The sequence below is a fragment of the Mesorhizobium sp. M2A.F.Ca.ET.042.01.1.1 genome (assembly GCF_003997405.1).
Classification (GTDB): Bacteria; Pseudomonadota; Alphaproteobacteria; order Rhizobiales; family Rhizobiaceae; genus Mesorhizobium.
The window spans coordinates 1-21,282 of the sequence record NZ_RZRX01000056.1 but is presented as its reverse complement, the minus strand read 5'-3'; the positions used below and the strand labels follow the sequence as shown (position 1 = coordinate 21,282).

Below are 21,282 nucleotides of genomic sequence, written 5' to 3'. Positions count from 1 at the left end.
AAAGGCAAATTTGTGCGATGCGGCGACGGCCGCGAAACGGTGCTTTCGGAACGGGCAATGATGCGGCTGATCGCCGAAAATCTGGGCGGCGAGCGCGGCGGCGAGGCGGTTTTTTCCGGCATCGGCTTTGCGCTCGACAAGGGCGAAGCGCTCATCGTCACCGGACCGAACGGCTCGGGCAAATCGACCCTGCTGAGGGTAGTCGCCGGGCTGCTGCCGGTTGCCCGGGGCAAGGTGCTGGTCGAAGGCGGTGGCGAGGCTTTCCCGACGGTCGCCTCCGCCTCGCATTATCTCGGCCATCTCAACGCGATGAAGACGGCGCTCAGCGTCGAGGAGAATCTCGGCTTCTGGCGCGCCTTCCAGGGCGAACCGGCATTGAGCGTCGAAGAGGCGCTGGAGACGGTGGCGCTCGGCGGGCTCGGGCATCTGCCCTTCGGCTATCTGTCGACCGGGCAAAGGCGGCGGGTGTCGATCGCCAAGCTGCTGGTCAGCCATAGACCGGTATGGCTCCTCGACGAGCCGACGGCAGGGCTGGACAAGGCTTCGGAGGAGCGGTTCGCGGGGTTGATGCGAGGCCATCTCGAGGGTGGTGGGATCGTGGTGGCGGCGACGCATCTGCCGCTGGGGCTTGAGGGGGCGCGCGAGCTGCAAATGAGAGCGACCGGTTGATGTTTGCGCCAGGCCCCCCTCTCTGCCCTGCCGGGCATCTCCCCCTCAGGGGGGGAGATCGGCAGTTCGGGCGCTCCGCCAACCTCCTTACGCTGAAAATTGGCGAAGGTCGGGGTGGCATCCAATCTCCCGCCTTGAGGGGGGTGAGGAGAGGTCCGCGCAGCGGACGAAAAGCCAACTGCTTGGCTTTTCGAACGACGAACGCCCGGAGCGACAGCGAAGGGCCCGCTCCGGCAGGCCAGAGAGGGGGGCCTGGGCGCAGGCTTCTCAGGTCATGCTAGCCCTCTTCCTCCGCGACATCCGCCTTTCCATCCGCGCCGGCGGCGGGGCGCTGGTCGGCGTCATCTTCTTCCTCGCCGTGATCGTCACCATACCGTTCGGCGTCGGACCCGACCTCAATCTTTTGTCGCGCATCGGCCCGGCGATCCTGTGGATCGCGGCGCTGCTCGCCTGCCTGCTCGGGCTCGACCGGCTGTTCCAGGCCGACCGGGAGGACGGCTCTCTCGATCTTCTTGTCCTCAACGGCGACCGGCACATGCTGGCGCTGACGGTGCTGACGAAATGCCTGGCGCATTGGGCGGGCAGCGTGTTGCCGCTGGTAGTCGCCGCTCCCTTGCTCGGCCTGTTCATGAACATGGAGCCGCTCGGCATCGGCGCCACGGCGCTGACGCTGCTCATCGGCACGCCGGCCATCACCTTCATCGGCGCGGCGGGTGCGGCGGTCGCGGTGGCGTTGCCGCGTGGCGGGCTGCTGATTTCGGTGCTGGTGCTGCCGCTCACCATTCCGGTGCTGATCTTCGGCGTTTCGGCAAGCTATGGCGCCGTCGCCGATCCGGCCCCGTTCCTGCAGCCCTTCCTCATTCTTGCCGCGCTGACGCTGTTTCTTGCCGTGGTCGGGCCCCTGGCGGCGGCGCTGGCGCTGCGGCACGGGACGGATTGATGTGGCCGCTGCGCATCGAGAACCCGATCTTTCTCCAGACTATCTACGGTCACTTCCCGGATTTGTCTTCCGTCGAGATCACCTCGGCCACGATGGACCGAGATGGTCCGAGCATGCATCTGTCCTTTATATCGACGGTGCTGCCTTATCGGCCGCCGGCCAAATGGGGCAAATTCAACGCCGTGTCGTCCAGGTTGGAGTTCCTCGATGTCGAGTCCGTCAGCCTGCGCAAATTCGAGAGCTATGGGACGAGCTCGATCAGGATGTGGGACGATGCGGGCAAGATCCTGCTGACATGTGAAGGGGCGGTCAGACTGTCGCTGACATCCAAGTTTATGCGCGTTGGCAGAATCTCGGGGTTCCTGCAGTCATAGTGACCGCAAATCTGCCGCACGCGTAGTTCATTGCGACTGAAGACCAGTGCGACTATTAGAATGCCATAAGTGATTGATCGAGAAATGAGCGCGCACGCCCTCTACGTCACCGCCGCCTATGCGATCACGGCCGTCGTGCTCGCCGGGCTGATCGGCTGGATCCTGCTCGACCAGCGGGCGCGCAAACGCGAACTCGCGGCGCTCGAAGCGGCCGGTGTGCGTCGGCGTTCGGACAAGGCCGTCAAGCCATGAGCACCGGGACCGAAGCTCCGGCGCCGCGCCGCCGCTTGTTCGTGCTACTGCCGCTGCTGGTGTTCCTGGGACTGGCGGGGCTGTTCCTGTCGCAGCTTCTGTCGGGCCGCGATGTCGCCGAGATCCCCTCGGCGCTGATCGGCCTGCCGGCGCCGCAGACCAGTCTGCCGCCGCTGGAAGGGGTGAACCTGCTGCCGGGACTCGATTCCAAAAGCTTTGCCGGCAGGGTGACGCTGGTCAATGTGTTCGCGTCCTGGTGCGCGCCGTGCCGGGAAGAGCATCCGGTGCTGCTCGGCCTGTCGCAGGACAAGCGCTTCACGCTTGCGGCGCTGAACTACAAGGACCAGCCGGAAAACGCCCGCCGCTTCCTCGGCGAGCTCGGCAATCCCTATCAGGCGATCGGCGTCGACCCGGCCGGACGCGCGGCGATCGACTGGGGCGTCTATGGCGTGCCGGAGACTTTCGTCGTCGGCAAGGACGGCAAGATCGCCTACAAGCATGTCGGGCCGCTGACGCCCGACTCCGTGAGGACGTTGCTGTTGCCGCAGATAGAGAAGGCCTTGGCGGCGCCGGGTTAACGCCCCCTCATCCGGCCGCTTCGCGGCCACCTTCTCCCCGAGGGGAGAAGAGGTTGACGATCCGGGTGAGGGCCTGTCGCTCAGCCGTAGATCTGCTTGCGGATCTGGTAGAGCATCTCGGAACGGTCGGCGCGCAGATCGGCGAGATCGCGGCCGGACAGGTTCTCGATTTCGGCGACGAGGCGGTTGTACTGGCGGCGCTTGGCGATGCTGGCGCGAGCGCGGGAGACAAGATTGTCGAACATGACAGGGTTCCTTTCATGCCGCACTGGTGCGGCCGGTTGTTCCTCCCTGACAATTGCGAGCATGACATAGGAATGGTGCGTTGCAAAAGAAAGATGTTGCAATGCACCATTGCAACCAGCGCATAGCCGGTTAACCGTGGGCTAACGGTTCCTTGCATCCGGCATGGCGGCCTTTGGCGCACGCTCACGCAGTTCTCATCCGTTTTGTCATACAAATTACAGGCCTGCCGTCTTGCCAGAATGGCTGCGGGCTGGCTTGATCCGTCCGTCACCTGATGCCGGGAGGAAACGCATGGCGGCCGCTGACTATTACGAAATTCTCGATCCGCGCTTCGCGCGCCTGTTCAACGGCAGCGCGCAGGTGGAAAAGCTGTTCACCGGATGCCGGTGGGCGGAAGGGCCGGCCTGGTTCGCCGCCGGCCGCTATGTCGTCTGGTCCGACATCCCGAACAACCGCATGCTGCGCTATGACGAGACCGACGGCAGCGTCAGCGTGTTCCGCCAGCCCTCCGGCAATTCCAACGGCAACACGGTCGACCGGCAGGGCCGGCTGGTGACCTGCGAGCATTCCGGCCGCCGCGTCAGCCGCACGGAATTCGACGGCTCGATCACCACCATCGCCGACAAATGGAAAGGCAAGCGGCTGAACTCGCCCAACGACGTGGTGGTGCGTTCCGACGGCTCGATCTGGTTCACCGATCCGAGCTACGGCATCGACACCGACTATGAGGGCGACAAGGCGGAAAGCGAGATCGGCGCCTGCAATGTCTACCGGGTCGATCCGGAGACCGGCGATGTCGAGGCCGTCATCACCGACATGGTGCGGCCGAACGGGCTCGCCTTCTCGCTCGACGAAAGCCTGCTCTATGTCGCCGACACCGGCCGCACGCATGGCGAGAAGAACCCGGCGCATATACGTGTCTTCAATGTCGGCAAGCATGGCAAGAAGGTTTCGGGCGGCAAGGTCTTCGCCGACTGCACTGCCGGCCTGTTCGACGGTTTCCGGCTCGATTCCGACGGACGCATCTGGACAAGCGCTGCCGACGGCATTCATTGCTACGACCCGGACGGCACGCTGATCGGGAAGGTCAAGGTGCCGGAAGTGACCGCCAACTGCGTGTTCGGCGGCAACAAGCTGAACTGCCTCTACATAGCCGGCACCACCTCGCTCTATGTGGTGCGGCTGATGGTGAACGGAGCGAAGACTTTTTGAAGCTGCTAAAGGCGCTTCTGTGGCCTTTGCTGGCCTTTCTGCGCATCCCCGCAGCGCCGGCCGCGCTGCGGTTCCCGCAACGACCGCCATCCGCTTTGCCGGAGCGAATTGCCAAACCGCCGCCCGACGTCAACCGGCAGAACTCAAGGGGAGGACATCATGCCATTCGTCAACATCCGCATCGTCAAGGAAGTGATCGCCGCCGATCCGGCCGGCAAGAAGGCTGACATCGCCAAGAAGGTGACTTCGGCCATCATGGAGGCCACCGGGCTTGGCAACAACGATGTCTGGGTGGTGTTCGAGGAGGTCAACGCCCGCGACTGGTATGTCGGCAAGACCGATGTCGAGACGCTGCGGAAGGGGTAGCTTCTTCCTTCTCCCCTTGTGGGAGAAGGTGGCCTCGCGAAGCGAGGTCGGATGAGGGGTGCTCCAGCTTGGCGACGTCGTTTGTACAGCGACGAGGTCGCCAATGCCTCACTTCGCTGGAACACCCCTCATCCGTCTCGGCGCTGCGCGCCGATCCACCTTCTCCCACAAGAGAAGGGGAAGATGCGCCACTCACCGCCCGCGTATAAACCCCACGAAACCCTGCACCGCCTCACGCATCGCCTGGCGGTTCGAACCCTCCGCCAGGATCGCCTTCATCTCCGCCGGCTTCTTGCCCAGCAGCGTGATTTCCAGCGCCGCCTCCTCATACAGCGCGAACGACATCGTGCGCATCACCTCGGCGAGCGCCGCACGCGCGTAGAGCGAGCGGGGCGAGGCGTGGACCAGCATTGCCGGCTTGCGCACCGCGGCGTCGCGCGAGACCAGCCAGTCGAGCGCGTTCTTCATGCCGCCGGGCACGCCATGCGCATATTCCGGGCACGAGACGATGACGCCGTCGGCGCGGGTGACCATGTCGATCAGGCGCGCCGCTTCGGGCGGCGTGCGCTCGCCCTCGTCGTCGGGATTGAAGATCGGCAGCCGGCCGAGGCCGTCATAGAGCTGCACGCGGCAGTCGTCGGGGGTATTGGCGGCCAGGGCGGCAAGCAGGGCCGAGTTGGTCGAGGCGGCGCGCAGGCTGCCCGATATGGCGATGATCTCGATCAAGGGAGGGCCGGACGAAGAGTGAGTCGTCCGGAAAGCCTACCACATGGTCTGCCGGTAATCGTCGTCCAGCTCGCGGTCGATTTCGCCGGCGCTTTCGCTCAGCGCCAGCTGGTCGCGGATGATCTGGCCGAGCGTCGGCAGGGTGGCGCGATCGTACCAGGTCTCGGGCTTCCAAAGATCGGAGCGCATGAAGGCCTTGGCGCAGTGCATGTAGGCGGCCTTGACCGTCACCACGATGACGCTCTGCGGCTCCTTGCCGTCGACCGCCAGGCGTTCGCGCAAGGTGGGATCATTGGTGATGCGGGCATCACCATTGACGCGCAGCGTCTCGTTCATGCCGGGGATCAGGAAGAGCAGCCCGACCGACGGGTTGCGGATGATGTTTTCCAGCGTGTCCAGCCGGTTGTTGCCGGGGCGGTCGGGGATGGCGATGGTGGAGTTGTCGAGGATGGCGGTGAAGCCGGGCTTGTCGCCCTTCGGTGTGACGTCGGCGTTGCCGGCGCTGTCGGAGGAACCGATCAGCACGAACGGGCTCTTGCCGATAAAGGAACGGCAATGGCCGTCGAGGCTTTTCAGTTCCTTGCGGATCGAGCCGTCGGTCGGCCGGGGCGTCTTGTAGATCGTCCTCAGCTCGTCATGCGTGGTGAGAAATTCCATATCGCCCCCCTCTTATTCTGGCGCAATTCCGGACGGAAAACCGCGTCACACTTTTCCTGTAATTGCTTTAGTTCCCGGCCTTCTCTTCCTTGGCTTTTTCCTCAAGCGAGTGGCGCATGATCAGCGGCATCTGGCTGAAGGTGAACAGCAAGGTGATCGGGATCGTGCCCCAGACCTTGAAATATAGCCAGGTCGCCTCGGAGAAGTTGCGCCACACGACTTCGTTGAGCACGGCCAGGAACAGGAAGAACAGGCCCCAGCGGAAGGTCAGCTTGCGCCAGCCCTCGGCATCGAGCTGAAAGGCGGAATCGAAGACGTAGCCGAGCAGCGAGCGGCCGAACAGCAGCCCGCCGAGCAGGGTTACGCCGAACAGCGAGTTGATGATCGTCGGCTTCATGAAGGCAAAGGTCTTGTCCTGCAGGTAAAGCGCCAGCGCGCCGAAGACGAAGACGACGATCGCCGAGACCAGGGGCATTAGCGGCAGGCTGCGCGTCAGCAGCCAGGAGACGCCGAGCGAAAGCGCGGTCGCGACCATGAAGAAGGCGGTGGCGATCAGGATCGGCTCGCCAAGGTGGGCAAGCACCGGGAATTTCTCGGCCAGCCACTCGCCACGAATGGTGGTGAAGAAGAACACCAGGCCCGGCCCCAGCTCGAGCAGGAATTTCAGGCCGGGGTTCATCGGCTTGCGGCGTGGATCGGACGGGTCGCGTTCGAGGATGTTCATAAAGTTCCTTCTTGCGCATGATCTGGCCGAAAAGCGGGCGGCCTTCCAAGATCACGCCTTTGTTCAGGCGACGCCGGCGATTGCTCTCGCGAATTCGCTGGCCGAAAACGGCTCGAGGTCATCGACCTGCTCGCCGACACCAATGAAATAGACCGGCAGCCGGTGCTTGGCGGCGATCGCCACCAGAATACCGCCGCGCGCCGTGCCGTCCAGCTTGGTCATCACCAGCCCGTTGACGCCGGCGACGTTGCGGAAGATCTCGACCTGGTTCAGCGCATTCTGGCCGGTGGTGGCGTCGACCGTCTGCAGCACCGTGTGCGGCGCTTCCGGATCGAGCTTGCCGAGCACGCGCACGATCTTCTCCAGCTCGGCCATCAGCTCGGTCTTGTTCTGCAGCCGGCCGGCCGTGTCGATGATCAGCACGTCGGAGCCGGCCTCCTTGGCCTTCTCGAAGGCATCATAGGCGAGGCCCGCGGCGTCGGCGCCGAGCTTGGTGGCGACGACCGGCGATTTGGTGCGCTCGCCCCAGATCTTCAACTGCTCGATCGCCGCGGCGCGGAATGTGTCGCCGGCGGCCAGCATCACCTTGAGGCCGCCATCGGTGAGCTTGGCTGCCAGCTTGCCGATGGTGGTGGTCTTGCCGGTGCCGTTGACGCCGACGACCAGGATGACATGCGGCTTGTGGCTGAGGTCGAGCTCGAGCGGCTTTGCCACCGGCGTCAGCACCTTTTCCACCTCCGCCGCCATCACGGCGCGGACTTCAGAATCGAAAACGTCGCGGCCATAGCGGCTGGAGGCAAGCGAATCGGTGACGCGCAACGCCGTCTCCACGCCAAGATCGGCGCGGATCAGCACGTCCTCCAGGTCCTGCAGCGTGTCCTCGTCCAGCTTTCGCTTGGTGAAGACGCCGGCAATGTTGCCGGTGAGCTCGCGCGAGGAGCGGGCGAGCCCATCGCGCATGCGCTGGAACCAGGAGCGCCGCGGCGCCGGCTCCGGCGCTTTTACCGGCTCGGCCCTCTGCTCGACCTTTTTGGCGACTGTCACCTTGCCGGCGGCGGGCGTGGCTTTTGGCGTCGGCCCGGCCTCCGGTTCCGGTGCGATCTCGGCAAGGATCGGCTGCGGCTCGGCAGGCGCCGGTTGCCGAATGGGAGGCGCGATTTCCGCGTCGGCTTCGGCGGATGGTTCCGTGGAAGGCGCTTCCGCCGGCGGAACCTCAATGGGCGCCGGCGTCTCGACCGGGACTTCGGCAGGCGGCGTCGGCACCTCGACAGGCGCAGGCTCCGGCTGGGGTTCCGGACGCGAAGACTCGATGTCCGGCTGAGCCGGCGCGGGTGCGGGCACTTCCTGCGGCTCGGGTGAGGGCTCGGGTTGTGCCGGCGGCACTTCCTCGGGGGCCGGAGGCTCGGGCTTCTCGGGCGCCGGCTGGGGCTCCTCCTCCGGCTCGGGCTGCGGCAGCGGTTCCGGCTCGGCGGGAACAATCGGTTCAGGCGTCGGTGGAACGATGGGCGCGGGCTCGGGCTTCGGCTCTTCAGGCAGCGGAGCGGGGGCAAGAGCGGGTTCGCTCGCCGGCGCGGCTTCTGCCACCGGCTCCTGCTCGCGCGCCAGAATCTCCGGGGCGGCCTGGTCGGGCCCCGGCTTCAGCGCGTCCAGCTGATCCCATTTGATCGGCGGCAGCGCCTCGTCGACGCGCTCCTCGACGACCTCTTTCTTGCCGAACGAAAATATCTTCTTGAAAAAACCAGCCATGCGTCTCGCAGTCTCAGGCGGCTTGCGCGGCAAGCGGGGCCGCAATCAGTCGGGCGCCGTCATGGCCGGTGACTACGGCTTCGAGGATCTCGCCGGGCGCGCCGGCGTCGATCGCGGCCAGCGTGAAACCTTCGGTGCGGCCAAGCCCGTCGCGTTCGATCAGGATCGACTGCCGCGTGCCGGGGAGCGAGGTCAGATGACGGCAATAGGCGGCCTCGCCGGCGGCGCGCAGCCTCGCGGCGCGCGCCTTCACCATTTCGCGGCGGACCTGCGGCATGCGCGCCGCGGGCGTGCCTTCGCGCGGGCTGAACGGAAAGACGTGCAGATGTGTCAGCCCGCACTCCTCGACGATCCGTTCCGAATTCTCGAACATCGCCTCGGTCTCGGTCGGGAAGCCGGCGATGATGTCGGCGCCGAAGACTATGCCGGGACGCAGCTTGCGCACGTCTTCGCAGAAGCGGATCGACTGGTCGCGCAGATGGCGCCGCTTCATCCGCTTCAGGATCATGTCGTCGCCGGACTGCAGCGACAGGTGGAGATGCGGCATCAGCCTGGACTCGGTGGCGATAGCGTCGAGCAGGTCGTCGTCGGCCTCGATGGAATCGATCGAGGACAGCCTGAGCCGCTTCACGTCCGGCACCTGGCGCAGGATGGTCTTCACCAGTTTTCCCAGCTTCGGGCTGCCCGGCAGGTCGGCGCCGAAGCTGGTCATGTCGACGCCGGAGAGCACGATCTCGGCATAGCCGTTGCCGGCAAGGCGCTTCACCTGCTCGACCACGGCGCCCATCGGCACGGAACGCGAATTGCCGCGTCCATAGGGGATGATGCAGAAGGTGCAGCGATGGTCGCAGCCATTTTGCACCTGCACGAAGGCGCGCGCCCGGCCTTCGATGGCGTCGACCATGTGGCCTGCCGTCTCGCGCACTGAAAAGATGTCGTTGACGCGGGCCTTCTCGGTGCCGTTGACGCCAAAATCGGGCAGCGCGCGGTAGGAATTCGCCTTGAGCTTCTCCTCATTGCCGAGCACGAGGTCGACCTCGCCCATGGCGGCGAAGTTCTGCGGCTCGGTCTGCGCCGCGCAGCCGGTGACGATGATGCGGGCCGAAGGGTTCTCGCGGCGCGCCTTGCGGATCGCCTGCCTGGCCTGGCGCACCGCTTCCGCCGTGACGGCGCAGGTGTTGAAGATGACGGCGCCGCCGGCGAGCGTGCCCAGCCCTGCGCTTTCGGCCTCGCGGCGCATCACTTCCGATTCATAAGTGTTGAGGCGGCAGCCGAAGGTGACGACGTCGATACCGTTGGTGACCGCGCCTTTTTCAGGGGCGGACATCAGGCGGCGCTTTCGGTGTCGCGGGCCCAGGCGCCGGTCGAGGGATCGAAGCTGCCGGAGAATTCCCATTCGGCGGCACCCGTCAGGATGACGTGATCGTCGTCGCGCCATTCGACATGCAATTCGCCGCCGCCCGGCGTCAGCAGCGAGACGCTGCGGCCTGTGCGCTTGGTGCGCGCTGCCGCGACCACGGCGGCGCAGGCCGCCGAGCCGCAGGCCTTGGTGAGGCCGGCGCCGCGCTCCCAGGTGCGGATGATCATCGTTTCAGGTGACGTTACCTGCGCGATGGTGATGTTGGCGCGCTCGGGGAAGATCGGATGGTTTTCGAGCAGCGGGCCGAAGCGGTCGAGCTCATAGGACCAGACATCGTTGTCGACCCAGAAGATCGCATGCGGATTGCCCATCGACACCGCCGAGGGTGAATGCAGCACCGGCGCGTCGATCGGGCCGATCTGCAATTCGATCGCGCGGGTGTCGCGGAACTCTTCCGCCAGCGGGATCTCCTGCCAGCCGAAGCGCGGCTTGCCCATGTCGACGGAGATCGTGCCGTCGGCGTGCTCCTGAGCGTTCAAGATGCCGGCGCGGGTCTCGAAGGTGAAGCTCTTCTGGCCGGTCTCGGCGGCCAGAGCCTGGACAACGCAGCGCGTGCCGTTGCCGCAGGCCTGCGCGCTGGTGCCATCGGAATTCAGGATGTCGATATAATAGGCGGTGCCCGGCGTGCGCGCGTCATGGATCGCCATGATCTGGTCGAACTTGGTCGCGGCGTCGGCGTTAAGCGCGATCGCCGCAGCCGGCGTGACCTTGTCGGCACGGCCGCGCATGTCGGCAACGATGATCTCGTTGCCGATGCCGTTCATCTTGGCGAAGGGGGCGGTGCCTGCCATCTAACCGGTAATTCCAATCCGTTTGGCCGCTATATGGCGGAAACGAGCGGGAATTACCAGTCCGGGTCTTATGTGACCGCGAAGACGCCGAGCACGATCAGCAGGAAGATGACCAGCACGATGCCGATGAGGACGCGCGCTCCCGTCGCGGCGGCCCCGGCCAGCGCCGGCATGCCGAGCAGGCTGGCGGCGGCGGCAATGATGAGAAGAATGATGATCCATCTGATCATGGGAAGCTCCGGCGAAATTGCGTCGCGAAACCAACGTTTTTCGCCGGTTTGGGTTCCTTCGTCAGACAGCCGGTATGTCCCAGACCTCGCCGGGGCGCATGGCGCGGAAACGCTCCGGCGGCAGGCCGTGCGCCTCAAGCGCCTCGGCCAGTTTTTGCGCCGGCTCCTCGACCGGCTCGTCGGTGAGGTGGAACGTGCCCCAGTGGCAGCCTGCGGCGTGAGCCGCGTTGCACAGCTTCATGCCGAGAACGGCCTCCTCCGGATTCTGGTGCTGCGGCGCCATGAACCAGCGTGGCTCATAGGCGCCGATCGGCAGGATGGCGAGGCGAAAGCCGCCATGCTTCTGTGCCATCAGCCGGTAATTGATGCCGTCATGGAAGCCGGTGTCGCCGGCGAAATAGATGTTGCCGCCCGCCGTTTCGATGACGAAGGCGGCCCAAAGCGCCATGCGGCGGTCGCGTCCGCCGCGCGCCGACCAATGATGCGCCGGCTCGACATGGATGGCGGCGGCCCCTGCGTCGATCCTGTCGCCCCAATCATGCGCGCCGAGCCGCATGCCGGGCACGGCGCGGTGGATGATGGCGTCGTTGCCGAGCGGCGTCATGATGTGCGGATCGTGTCTCTCCTTCAGCCGCCTCAGCGTGGCGAGGTCGAGGTGGTCGTAGTGGTTGTGGCTGACCAGGACCAGGTCGATCGGCGGCAGGTCGGCAAAGGCAATGCCCGGCGCATTGACGCGCTTCGGGCCGGCAAAGGCGAAGGGCGAGGCGCGCTTCGACCAGACCGGATCGGTCAGGATGTTCAGGCCGGCGGTCTGGATGAGAAGCGAGGCGTGGCCGACCATCGTGAGCCTGAGCGCGCCGCCATCCAACCGACGCACCGGCTTCGCCTGCGGGTGAGGGCTCGGAACGGCGGCAGGCCATCTCGCCCGGTTGCCGCTGAATTGCCATCTGAGGAGATCGCTGAAGCGCCCTGGGGGCTTGCCGCCGGGGTTGAAGAACAAGGCGCCGTCGAAATGATCGCTATGCGGGCCGCTGTAATAGCGGTTGGCGGTTCTTTTTCTTGCGGCCATTCACTCTCCCGCCGGCTCGGTCCCTTCCTGAGATAAGGAAGCGCCTGCCTGGCGCAAGCATTTTGCTGGCGAATGCCAACGAGCGGAGCCCGGTTCATCTAGGATCGTGAGCGAGGGGGCGATCATCATGGTCATGAAGCGAACCGGGACACCGTGGATGAAGGCCGAGGATTTCGGCCGCTCGCTGCCGCTTGGGATCGGCGTCAACCTGCTGGTCACCGACATGGCGGCGATGGAAGCCTTTTGCCGCGACGTGCTCGGGGCCAGGATCATCTATGCCGACGAGGATTTCGCGGCGATCGAGTTGCTGGGCTCGATCTTCATGCTGCATGCCGACCATTCCTATCTCGACAATCCGATGACCGGGGTCACTTCGGGCGCCGAGACGCGCGGGGCCGGCATAGAGCTGCGCCTTTACGGCGCCGATCCGGATCGGATCGAGAAAAAGGCGGCGGCGCTCGGCCATATCGTGCTGGCCGGGTCCATCGATAAGCCGCATGGCCTGCGCGAATGCTACATCGTCGGCCCGGACGGCTATGTGTTCGTGCCGAGCGCCCGGATTTAATGCCGAAATTTCAATGGCTTGAATGACCAAGTCAAACGCCGCTGCGGCGCTGTCCGCTTGCTGCGATAAATTTGCAACATCCGACTCGAAAACCCTATTTTAACCATATCGGGTTGAAATTCTGCCACCTTCGCCATCTTGGTGGAGCGAAGATTACGCGGACGGCTCCCCCCGGCCGGATCCGACGGAGGTTTTGATGAATTTTTCGATGACCCGCCCCTTTTCGCGGAGCGGCCTCGTGGCCATCTCGTTGGCCGCGCTGGTTGCGAGCGGCTGCTCGACCTCGCGCTTCTCCTCGATGGACGACCAGCAGCCGGCGCCGCTGACGCCGGCGCCGTCCGGCACGGTGACGCAGAATCAGCTGCCGCCGCCAGCCGCCCCCGGCACCACCGATCCGTCGCAATTCCCGACCGCGCCGAAGAACACCCAGGTCGCTTCGCTGCCGCCGGACGGTACGGCGCCCGCCGGCGCCACCGATCTCACCGCGGCCAGCGTCGCCGGCGTGTGGAACGTCAATGTCTCCGGGCAGAGCTGCAAGGTGGCGACGCCGCAGACCAAGTTCGGCGCCGGCTACCGCGCCGGTCCGCTGCACTGCCCGGCGCCGATCGACGGCATCAAGTCGTGGAACGTCGCCGGCAAGCAGCTGACGCTTTACGACGAAAATGGCGGCACGCTGGCCAGGCTCTATTCCTCGGGCGGCGAAAAGTTCGACGGCCAGACTTCCAATGGGCAGCCGATCTCGCTTACAAGGTAAGCCCAAACCGCCCCTATCTATGCAATTCCGGATGGAAAACGTTTCGCCGGAGCTGCTCCGGAACGACGTGAACCATGCATCTGCGTGACGGCCTCCAGATCCACGCGACCGTCAGGCAGCGCTACGACCATCTCGTCCAGAGCGGCGCTGTCGAGCGCGATCCGGCGCAGGAGCATATCGTCGCCGCGCTCGACCGGCTGATCGACGAGATCTCGGCCAAAAGGCTGGCGCAGAAATCGAGCGCGCTGGGCTGGCTGTTCGCGGCCAAGCGGCAGCCGCGCGACCCTGTCAAAGGCCTCTACATCCATGGCAGCGTCGGTCGCGGCAAGACCATGCTGATGGACATGTTCTTCGAGCTGCTGCCGGTCCGCCGCAAGCGCCGCGTGCATTTCAACGACTTCATGGCCGATGTGCAGGACCGGATCCAGAAACACCGGCAGGCGCGCAAGGAAGGCACGGTCAAGGAGGACGACCCGATCCCGCCGGTGGCCCGGGCGCTCGCCGATCAGGCCTGGGTGCTGTGCTTCGACGAGTTCTCCGTCACCGACATCGCCGACGCGATGATCCTGTCGCGCCTGTTCTCGGCCCTGTTTGCCAATGGCGTGGTGCTGGTCGCCACCTCCAACGTGGCGCCGGAGAACCTTTACCGCGACGGGCTGAACCGCCAGCTCTTCCTGCCGTTCATCTCGCTGCTCGAGCGCAATGCGCATGTGATGACCCTCGATGCCGACAAGGACTACCGCCAGGAAAAGCTCAACCGCCAGCCGGTCTATGTCACGCCGGATGACGCCGCGGCCGAGCGCGCGCTGGACGAGTCCTGGCAGGCGATGACGCATGGCCAGCCGACCGGCGAGGTGACGTTGACGCTGAAAGGCCGCCACCTCGTCGTGCCGCGCGCCGCCGGGGATGCAGCGCGCTTTTCCTTCGCGGACCTTTGCGAAAAGCCGCTCGGCGCGCGGGATTATCTGGCGATCGCCGGCCGTTTCTCGACCGTCTTCATCGACCATGTGCCGGTGCTGGGGGAAGGCAAGCGCAACGAGGCCAAGCGCTTCATCCTTTTGATCGACACGCTCTACGACCACCATATGCGGCTGGTGATGAGCGCCGCTGCGGCGCCGGAAGGGCTCTACACGGCCAAACGCGGCACGGAAGTGTTCGAATTCGAGCGCACCGCCTCGCGCCTGGTCGAAATGCAGAGCCGCGACTGGCTGGACGATTGGGCGGAACGGCGCAAAGACGGGCCGCAGCCCGCCGAGGCGAGGCAAGCATAGAGATAGCGACGTAGTTCCGCCACCTTCCTGCATCGCGGACGATTGGCGAAAGCCGACGCGGCGTCCGATCTCCCCACTTGAGGGGGAGATGGCCGGCAGGCCAGAGGGGGTCGGTTCGACTGGGCTCGACGCATTGGACGCCGGCGCTTCACGCGCGGCGACTCCCTCTGTCGCCTTTGGCGACATCTCCCCCTCGAGGGGGAGATTTGGCGCCTGCATCACAACAGCGTCATCGCCGGGATGAAGCCTTCTGATTTCCACCTTCATTGTGTAAATTCTCGTCAGTCGGCTCAGGAACTTTGACGTTTACGTAATTCCCAAAGCATCTAACCGATTGAAAACACTGGGATCAAAATAATCGTTTGAATTTTTCTTTGGCCGGCGCTAATGGGTGCGGCGAAATCTCGCGGCCTCCCGCATCCTTTCGGCCTCCCCGGCCCCGTCACGGCACGTCACAGACAAAGGGAAAACATCCTCACATGGCACGCAACAAGATAGCGCTCATCGGCTCGGGCATGATCGGCGGCACGCTCGCCCATATGGTCGGCCTCAAGGATCTCGGCGACGTGGTGCTGTTCGATATCGCCGAGGGCATTCCGCAGGGCAAGGGCCTCGACATCGCGCAGTCTTCCCCCGTCGACGGTTTCGACTCCCGGCTGACCGGCGTCAACGACTATGCTGGCATCGAGGGCGCGGATGTGTGCATCGTCACCGCCGGCGTGCCGCGCAAGCCGGGCATGAGCCGCGACGATCTTCTCGGCATCAACCTCAAGGTGATGGAACAGGTTGGCGCTGGCCTCAAGAAATACGCGCCGAAGGCCTTCGTCATCTGCATCACCAACCCGCTCGACGCGATGGTCTGGGCGCTGCAGAAGTTCTCCGGCCTGCCGACCAGCCATGTCGTCGGCATGGCCGGCGTGCTCGACAGCGCCCGCTTCCGCTATTTCCTGGCCGAGGAGTTCAAGGTCTCGGTCGAGGACGTCACCGCCTTCGTGCTCGGCGGTCATGGCGACTCTATGGTGCCGATGATCCGCTATTCGACGGTTGCCGGCATCCCGCTGCCGGATCTCGTCAAGATGGGCTGGACGTCGAAGGAGAAGCTCGACCAGATCGTGCAGCGCACCCGCGACGGCGGTGCCGAGATCGTCGGCCTGTTGAAGACCGGCTCGGCCTATTACGCGCCGGCGGCCTCGGCGATCGCCATGGCCGAGTCCTATCTCAAGGACAAGAAGCGCGTGCTGCCCTGCGCCGCGCACCTTTCGGGACAGTATGGCGTCAAGGGAACCTATGTCGGCGTTCCCGTGGTAATCGGCGCCGGCGGCGTCGAGCGCGTCATCGAGATCGACCTGTCGAAGGCAGAGCAGAAGATGTTCGACAATTCGGTCGCGGCCGTCCAGGGCCTGACCGAGGCCTGCACCAAGATCGCCCCGCATCTCGCCGGCAAGTAATCTCGCCGCAAAGCAATCATCCTCCCCGGAGATCAAGCGCATGAACATCCATGAGTATCAGGCCAAGGCGCTGCTGAAGACGTTCGGCGCGCCGGTGGCAAGCGGCGTTCCGGTGTTCAAGGCAAGCGAGGCGGACGCCGCCGCAAAGGCGCTGCCCGGCCCGCTCTATGTCGTGAAGAGCCAGATCCATGCCGGCGGCCGCGGCAAGGGCAAGTTCAAGGAACTCGGCCCCGACGCCAAGGGCGGCGTGCGGCTGGCGAAGTCGGCGGCCGAGGTCGTCGCCCACGCCAACGAGATGCTCGGCCACACGCTGGTCACCAAGCAGACCGGCCCGGCGGGCAAGCAGGTCAACCGCCTCTATATCGAGGATGGCGCCGACATCGCCCGCGAGCTCTATCTGTCGATCCTGGTCGACCGCTCGGTCGGCCGCATCGCCTTCGTCGTCTCGACCGAGGGCGGCATGGACATCGAGACGGTCGCGCACGACACGCCGGAAAAGATCGTCACCGTCGCCGTCGATCCGGAAAAGGGCGTCACGGCCGACGACGTGAAGACGCTCAATGCGGCGTTGAAGCTCGACGGCGATGCCGCCAAGGACGGCGGCACGCTGTTCCCGATCCTCTACAAGGCGTTCGTCGAGAAGGACATGAGCCTGCTCGAGGTCAACCCGCTGATCGTCATGAAGGACGGGCACCTGCGCGTGCTCGACGCAAAAGTGTCGTTCGACAACAACGCGCTCTTCCGCCACCCGGACGTGATGGAACTGCGCGACACCACCGAAGAGGACGAGAAGGAGATCGAGGCGTCGAAATACGACCTCGCCTATGTCGCGCTCGACGGCAATATCGGCTGCATGGTCAACGGCGCCGGCCTTGCCATGGCGACGATGGACATCATCAAGCTCTACGGCGCTGAGCCGGCCAACTTCCTCGACGTCGGCGGCGGCGCCTCCAAGGAGAAGGTCACGGCAGCGTTCAAGATCATCACCAAGGACCCGGCGGTCGAGGGCATCCTGATCAACATCTTCGGCGGCATCATGAAGTGCGACGTCATCGCCGAGGGCGTGATCGCGGCCGTCAAGGAAGTGGGCCTGAAGGTGCCGCTGGTGGTGCGCCTGGAAGGCACCAACGCCGGGCTTGGCAAGAAGATCATCAACGACAGCGGCCTGAATGTCGTCTCGGCCGACGACCTCGACGACGCGGCCAAGAAGATCGTCAAGGCGGTGAAGGGCTGAGCGGATGCCTCCGCGCAAGATAAATCTGGTCGAGGCGGCAGACCAAAAGATCGCCAAGGTCTTCGATCCGCATATCGCCGGCGATGTCAATGACAGCCAGGCGAAGGTCGCCAAGTTCGGCGAGGTCTTCGACTGGCACGCGCATGACAATGAGGACGAAGCCTTCCTCGTGCTGCGCGGCAGGATCGCCATCGACTTCCGCGACGGGCCGGTCGAGCTCGGCGAGGGCGATTTCATCGTCGTGCCGCGCGGGGTCGAGCACCGGCCGCGCTCGCTGACGAAGGAGCCGGTGGTGCTGATGTTCGAGCCGGCGACGACCTTGAACACCGGCAATGCCCGGAGTGACCTCACCGTCACCGACCTGAAGCGGCTCTGAGCCATGAACGCGTCGCCCTTCTCTTCCCTCTCGGATGGTCACCAGCGCCTGCAGGCGCTGGTCGGCGCGTGGCGGGGCGAGGAAGAGGTGGCGGCCACGCAATGGACCGATGCCGGCACGGCGACTTCGGAAGTTCAGGCCGAGGCACAGTTCGGCGGCCTGTTCGTGGTGCAGCGCTATCGGCAGCGCCGCGACGGCACGATCTCGTTCGGCGCGCATAATGTGTTCGGCTTCGATCAGCAGAACGGCATCGTCACCATGCATCAGTTCGACTCGATGGGGTTCGTGCCGATGTCGCCCGCAATCGGCATGTGGAATGGCAATGAACTGGTGCTGGAACGGTCGTCCCCGCGCGGCGCCGCTAGCGTGACATATGGTTTTGACGGTGCCGATACCTATCGCATGAAACTTCAGTTCAAGCCTGCCGGCAGCAATGCCTGGCAAGACATGGTGAGCGGCCTCTACCGGCGCGTTTCGACTTCCGAGACGAAGGAAGGCTGAGTGATGGCGATTGTAGGCAAGACGGTTGAAGGGTTGCACATAATCACACATATTAGGCCTGTGTATTTATGTGGAGACGGACGATGAAGAACGTCACCCTGGCCATGGACGAGACACTGCTTGAACAGGCGCGAGGCCTTGCCGAACGTCGCAAGACGACGCTCAATGCCCTCATTCGTTCACTGCTTGCGCATGAAGTCGAGCAGGAGGACCGGATCGCCTGGGCCAAGGCGGGAATGAAGCGACTTATGGACGAGGCCGCGAAACGGAGCGACAGCGCCGACACCGCTTACAAGTGGGATCGAAGGGACGCCTATGCCGACCGGGAAGATCGACTGCTTTCTCGACACGAACGTCCTGATCTACGCGGCTTCGGAGAAGAATCGTGATCCACGCCGCGCGCCGATCGCAGGGGACCTGGTATCGAACACTGTTTTTGGCGTGTCAGGGCAGACATTGGCCGAATTCACTGCGGTGGCTCGCGGGAAATCCCTCCTGGGAGACGACCTGCTCGACCAATGGCTCGTCCTCCTTGGAACCTGCCCGTTGGTGCCTGTCGATGAAAGCTATGTTCGCTCGGGATTGGACCTCGCGCGGCGCTACGGCATTCACTACTACGACGCCGCGCTGCTCGGAGCGGCGGAATATCTCGGCGCGCCGATTTTCTACACCGAGGATCTCAACCACAACCAGGCTTATGGCTCGGTCCGGGCCGTCAATCCTTTCCTCTAATCGCTGAAGTCAGGGGCGTTTCAACCCATGTCCATTCTCGTCGACAAGAATACCAAGGTGCTGGTTCAGGGTCTGACCGGCAAGACCGGCACGTTCCACACCGAACAGGCGCTGGCCTATCATGGCACCAAGATGGTGGGCGGCATCCATCCCAAGAAGGGCGGCGAGACCTGGACGGGCTCGAAGGGCGAAAGCCTGCCGATCTTCGCCACGGTGGCCGAGGGCAAGGCAAGGACCGGCGCCAATGCCTCGGTCATCTATGTGCCGCCGGCGGGCGCCGGCGAGGCCATCATCGAAGCGATCGAGGCAGAGATCCCGCTGATCGTCTGCATCACCGAAGGCATCCCGGTGATGGACATGGTCAAGGTCAAGGCGCGGCTCGATCGCTCGACCTCGCGGCTGATCGGCCCGAACTGCCCAGGCGTGCTGACGCCCGACGAGTGCAAGATCGGCATCATGCCCGGCAACATCTTCCGCAAGGGCTCGGTGGGCGTTGTTTCGCGCTCGGGAACACTTACCTATGAGGCAGTCTTCCAGACCACCAATGTCGGCCTCGGCCAGACAACGGCGGTTGGCATCGGCGGCGACCCGGTCAAGGGCACGGAGTTCATCGATGTGCTGGAGATGTTCCTCGCCGACGACGAGACCAAGTCGATCATCATGATCGGCGAGATCGGCGGCTCGGCCGAGGAAGACGCCGCGCAGTTCCTCAAGGACGAAGCCAAGCGCGGCCGCAAGAAACCGATGGCGGGCTTCATCGCCGGGCGCACGGCGCCGGCCGGCCGCACCATGGGCCATGCGGGCGCGGTGATCTCGGGCGGCAAGGGCGGCGCGGAAGACAAGATCGCGGCGATGGAATCGGCCGGCATCAAGGTCTCGCCGTCGCCAGCGCGGCTCGGCACGACGCTGGTCGAGGCGATCAAGGGTTAAAGGCAGTAAGGGAGTAGGGCAGTAGGGGAGTAAGGGAATAGGAAGAACGGGACGCGCGGCGACCATTGCCGCTTTCCCTACTCCCCTACTGCCCTACTCCCCTACTCCCCTCCAACTAAGGAGACGGAGCCAGGCTCCGCAGACGAAAATGGCAAGACAAGATCAGGCCAACGACCAATTCTCGCTCACCTCGTTCCTCTATGGCGGCAATGCCGACTATATCGACGCGCTGTACGCGGCCTATGAGGACAATCCGGCTTCGGTCGATCCGGAGTGGCAGGATTTCTTCGCCGGGCTGAAGGACGATGCGGGCGACGTCCGCAAGAACGCCAAGGGCGCCTCCTGGGCGAAGCCGTCCTGGCCGCTGACGGCCAATGGCGAGCTGGTCTCGGCGCTGGACGGCAATTGGGGCCTGGTCGAGAAAACGATCGAAAAGAAGGTCAAGGACAAGGCGGTCGTCAACGGCGCCGTGCTTTCCGACGCCGACGTGCACCAGGCGACGCGCGATTCGGTGCGCGCCATCATGATGATCCGCGCCTACCGCATGCGCGGCCATCTGCATGCCAATCTTGATCCGCTCGGCATCGCCAAGCCGCTCGAGGACTATAACGAGCTGTCGCCGGAGAATTACGGTTTTACCGAAGCCGATTACGACCGGCCGATCTTCCTCGACAATGTGCTGGGCCTGGAATTCGGCACCATCCGGCAGATGCTGGACATCCTGACCCGCACCTATTGCTCGACCCTTGGCGTCGAGTTCATGCATATCTCCGACCCGGAAGAGAAGGCCTGGATCCAGGCGCGCATCGAAGGCGCCGACAAGGAGATCACCTTCACCGCCACCGGCAAGAAGGCGATCCTGTCCAAGCTGATCGAGGCCGAGGGTTTCGAGCAATATATCGACGTCAAGTACAAGGGCACCAAGCGCTTCGGCCTCGACGGCGGCGAGTCGCTGATCCCGGCGCTGGAGCAGATCGTCAAGCGCGGCGGTCAGCTCGGCCTCAAGGAAATCGTGCTCGGCATGGCGCATCGCGGCCGCCTCAACGTGCTTTCCCAGGTGATGGCCAAGCCCCACCGCGCCATCTTCCACGAATTCAAGGGCGGCTCGGCCGCGCCCGACGAGGTCGAAGGCTCGGGCGACGTGAAGTACCATCTTGGCGCCTCGTCGGACCGCGAGTTCGACGGCAACAAGGTGCATCTGTCGCTGACGGCCAATCCCTCGCATCTGGAAATCGTCGACCCCGTCGTGATGGGCAAGGCGCGCGCCAAGCAGGACCAGCTTTCCGGCCGCGAGCGCGGCGAGGTCGTGCCGCTGTCGGAGCGCGCCAAGGTGATGCCGCTGCTTCTCCACGGCGACGCCGCCTTCGCCGGCCAGGGCGTGATCGCCGAAATCCTCGGTCTGTCGGGCCTGCGCGGCCACCGCGTCGCCGGCACGCTGCACGTCATCATCAACAACCAGATCGGCTTCACC

General features: G+C 64.7%; 27 protein-coding genes. 18 read left to right on the top strand and 9 right to left on the bottom strand.

All coding sequences use genetic code 11. The features are described from left to right. Positions 1 to 60: 60 nt before the first annotated feature. The 5 genes from ccmA (at position 61) to EOA23_RS11180 (ending at position 2,813) form a co-directional block, all read left to right on the top strand. Positions 61 to 669 carry a heme ABC exporter ATP-binding protein CcmA gene (gene ccmA, locus EOA23_RS11200; protein WP_127304120.1) on the top strand — a complete coding sequence of 203 codons (609 nt, stop codon included), beginning with the start codon at positions 61 to 63 and terminating at the stop codon, positions 667 to 669. Between the two features lie 274 nt (positions 670 to 943). Then, positions 944 to 1,609, top strand: coding sequence for a heme exporter protein CcmB (gene ccmB, locus EOA23_RS11195; RefSeq protein ID WP_126080437.1), 666 nt, complete (start codon positions 944 to 946; stop codon positions 1,607 to 1,609). Continuing rightward, positions 1,609 to 1,983 (top strand): Imm50 family immunity protein, encoded by a 375-nt coding sequence (locus EOA23_RS11190; protein WP_127304112.1) that lies wholly within the window; start codon positions 1,609 to 1,611, stop codon positions 1,981 to 1,983. The genes ccmB and EOA23_RS11190 overlap by 1 nt, the downstream gene beginning before the upstream one ends. 84 nt (positions 1,984 to 2,067) lie before the next feature. Beyond that, a complete protein-coding gene (gene ccmD, locus EOA23_RS11185) occupies positions 2,068 to 2,235 on the top strand; it encodes a heme exporter protein CcmD (RefSeq protein ID WP_126063636.1) in 168 nt (55 codons plus the stop codon). Then, the gene (locus tag EOA23_RS11180; protein ID WP_127304110.1) at positions 2,232 to 2,813 is read left to right on the top strand and encodes a DsbE family thiol:disulfide interchange protein; all 582 of its coding nucleotides are present in this window, start codon (positions 2,232 to 2,234) and stop codon (positions 2,811 to 2,813) included. Before ccmD ends, EOA23_RS11180 begins: the two co-directional genes overlap by 4 nt. Positions 2,814 to 2,893: 80 nt before the next feature. Here EOA23_RS11180 and EOA23_RS11175 read toward each other — a convergent pair whose 3' ends face one another. Beyond that, complete coding sequence (locus tag EOA23_RS11175) at positions 2,894 to 3,058, bottom strand: hypothetical protein (protein ID WP_245431577.1); 165 nt, start codon at positions 3,056 to 3,058, stop codon at positions 2,894 to 2,896. A 292-nt stretch (positions 3,059 to 3,350) separates the two neighbouring features. Between EOA23_RS11175 and EOA23_RS11170 the strand changes: the two genes are divergently transcribed. Both EOA23_RS11170 and EOA23_RS11165 read left to right on the top strand, forming a co-directional pair. Beyond that, positions 3,351 to 4,271 (top strand): SMP-30/gluconolactonase/LRE family protein, encoded by a 921-nt coding sequence (locus tag EOA23_RS11170; RefSeq protein WP_126063638.1) that lies wholly within the window; start codon positions 3,351 to 3,353, stop codon positions 4,269 to 4,271. 159 nt (positions 4,272 to 4,430) lie between these two features. Further along, positions 4,431 to 4,637: a 4-oxalocrotonate tautomerase family protein gene (locus EOA23_RS11165; protein ID WP_042645446.1), complete on the top strand. Its 207-nt coding sequence runs from the start codon at positions 4,431 to 4,433 to the stop codon at positions 4,635 to 4,637. Positions 4,638 to 4,829: 192 nt separating this feature from the next. Here the strand turns inward: EOA23_RS11165 and EOA23_RS11160 are convergent, their stop codons facing one another. From EOA23_RS11160 to EOA23_RS11125, 8 genes are all read right to left on the bottom strand, one after another. Beyond that, positions 4,830 to 5,363: an NADPH-dependent FMN reductase gene (locus EOA23_RS11160; protein ID WP_127304108.1), complete on the bottom strand. Its 534-nt coding sequence runs from the start codon at positions 5,361 to 5,363 to the stop codon at positions 4,830 to 4,832. Between the two features lie 36 nt (positions 5,364 to 5,399). Continuing rightward, on the bottom strand, positions 5,400 to 6,020 hold the full coding sequence (locus tag EOA23_RS11155) for a pyridoxamine 5'-phosphate oxidase family protein (RefSeq protein ID WP_127304106.1): 621 nt from the start codon (positions 6,018 to 6,020) through the stop codon (positions 5,400 to 5,402). Between the two features lie 67 nt (positions 6,021 to 6,087). Beyond that, positions 6,088 to 6,744: a septation protein A gene (locus EOA23_RS11150; protein WP_127304104.1), complete on the bottom strand. Its 657-nt coding sequence runs from the start codon at positions 6,742 to 6,744 to the stop codon at positions 6,088 to 6,090. 63 nt (positions 6,745 to 6,807) lie between these two features. Beyond that, positions 6,808 to 8,490 carry a signal recognition particle-docking protein FtsY gene (gene ftsY / locus EOA23_RS11145; RefSeq protein ID WP_127304103.1) on the bottom strand — a complete coding sequence of 561 codons (1,683 nt, stop codon included), beginning with the start codon at positions 8,488 to 8,490 and terminating at the stop codon, positions 6,808 to 6,810. 13 nt (positions 8,491 to 8,503) lie between these two features. Beyond that, positions 8,504 to 9,817: a tRNA (N(6)-L-threonylcarbamoyladenosine(37)-C(2))-methylthiotransferase MtaB gene (gene mtaB, locus EOA23_RS11140; protein ID WP_127304101.1), complete on the bottom strand. Its 1,314-nt coding sequence runs from the start codon at positions 9,815 to 9,817 to the stop codon at positions 8,504 to 8,506. Next, complete coding sequence (gene dapF / locus EOA23_RS11135) at positions 9,817 to 10,701, bottom strand: diaminopimelate epimerase (RefSeq protein WP_127304099.1); 885 nt, start codon at positions 10,699 to 10,701, stop codon at positions 9,817 to 9,819. Before dapF ends, mtaB begins: the two co-directional genes overlap by 1 nt. A 68-nt stretch (positions 10,702 to 10,769) precedes the next feature. Beyond that, entirely contained in the window at positions 10,770 to 10,931 is a 162-nt protein-coding gene (locus tag EOA23_RS11130; protein WP_126063645.1) for a DUF1328 family protein, read from the bottom strand. A 61-nt stretch (positions 10,932 to 10,992) separates the two neighbouring features. Continuing rightward, positions 10,993 to 12,000, bottom strand: a complete 1,008-nt coding sequence (locus tag EOA23_RS11125) for an MBL fold metallo-hydrolase (RefSeq protein ID WP_127304097.1) — start codon at positions 11,998 to 12,000, stop codon at positions 10,993 to 10,995. Between the two features lie 127 nt (positions 12,001 to 12,127). Here EOA23_RS11125 and EOA23_RS11120 point away from each other — a divergent pair, with 127 nt between their 5' ends. From EOA23_RS11120 to EOA23_RS11070, 11 genes are all read left to right on the top strand, one after another. Further along, positions 12,128 to 12,565: a VOC family protein gene (locus EOA23_RS11120; protein ID WP_127304095.1), complete on the top strand. Its 438-nt coding sequence runs from the start codon at positions 12,128 to 12,130 to the stop codon at positions 12,563 to 12,565. Positions 12,566 to 12,773: 208 nt separating this feature from the next. Further along, entirely contained in the window at positions 12,774 to 13,319 is a 546-nt protein-coding gene (locus tag EOA23_RS11115) for a protease inhibitor Inh/omp19 family protein (protein WP_042645487.1), read from the top strand. A gap of 74 nt (positions 13,320 to 13,393) precedes the next feature. After that, complete coding sequence (gene zapE / locus EOA23_RS11110) at positions 13,394 to 14,590, top strand: cell division protein ZapE (protein WP_127304093.1); 1,197 nt, start codon at positions 13,394 to 13,396, stop codon at positions 14,588 to 14,590. A 479-nt stretch (positions 14,591 to 15,069) separates the two neighbouring features. Then, positions 15,070 to 16,038, top strand: a complete 969-nt coding sequence (mdh, locus tag EOA23_RS11105; RefSeq protein WP_127304091.1) for a malate dehydrogenase — start codon at positions 15,070 to 15,072, stop codon at positions 16,036 to 16,038. A 40-nt stretch (positions 16,039 to 16,078) separates the two neighbouring features. Continuing rightward, positions 16,079 to 17,272, top strand: a complete 1,194-nt coding sequence (sucC, locus tag EOA23_RS11100; RefSeq protein ID WP_127304089.1) for an ADP-forming succinate--CoA ligase subunit beta — start codon at positions 16,079 to 16,081, stop codon at positions 17,270 to 17,272. A gap of 4 nt (positions 17,273 to 17,276) precedes the next feature. After that, positions 17,277 to 17,648 (top strand): cupin domain-containing protein, encoded by a 372-nt coding sequence (locus EOA23_RS11095; RefSeq protein WP_127304088.1) that lies wholly within the window; start codon positions 17,277 to 17,279, stop codon positions 17,646 to 17,648. A gap of 3 nt (positions 17,649 to 17,651) precedes the next feature. Then, positions 17,652 to 18,149 carry a DUF1579 family protein gene (locus tag EOA23_RS11090; RefSeq protein WP_127304086.1) on the top strand — a complete coding sequence of 166 codons (498 nt, stop codon included), beginning with the start codon at positions 17,652 to 17,654 and terminating at the stop codon, positions 18,147 to 18,149. A gap of 83 nt (positions 18,150 to 18,232) precedes the next feature. Further along, positions 18,233 to 18,538, top strand: coding sequence for a hypothetical protein (locus EOA23_RS11085; RefSeq protein WP_127304084.1), 306 nt, complete (start codon positions 18,233 to 18,235; stop codon positions 18,536 to 18,538). Further along, positions 18,465 to 18,881: a PIN domain-containing protein gene (locus EOA23_RS11080; RefSeq protein ID WP_127304082.1), complete on the top strand. Its 417-nt coding sequence runs from the start codon at positions 18,465 to 18,467 to the stop codon at positions 18,879 to 18,881. Before EOA23_RS11085 ends, EOA23_RS11080 begins: the two co-directional genes overlap by 74 nt. Before the next feature lie 27 nt (positions 18,882 to 18,908). Beyond that, a complete protein-coding gene (sucD, locus tag EOA23_RS11075) occupies positions 18,909 to 19,811 on the top strand; it encodes a succinate--CoA ligase subunit alpha (protein WP_126080453.1) in 903 nt (300 codons plus the stop codon). A gap of 148 nt (positions 19,812 to 19,959) precedes the next feature. Further along, the coding region (locus EOA23_RS11070) for a thiamine pyrophosphate-dependent enzyme (protein WP_245474124.1) at positions 19,960 to 21,282 on the top strand (1,323 nt) is incomplete at its 3' end.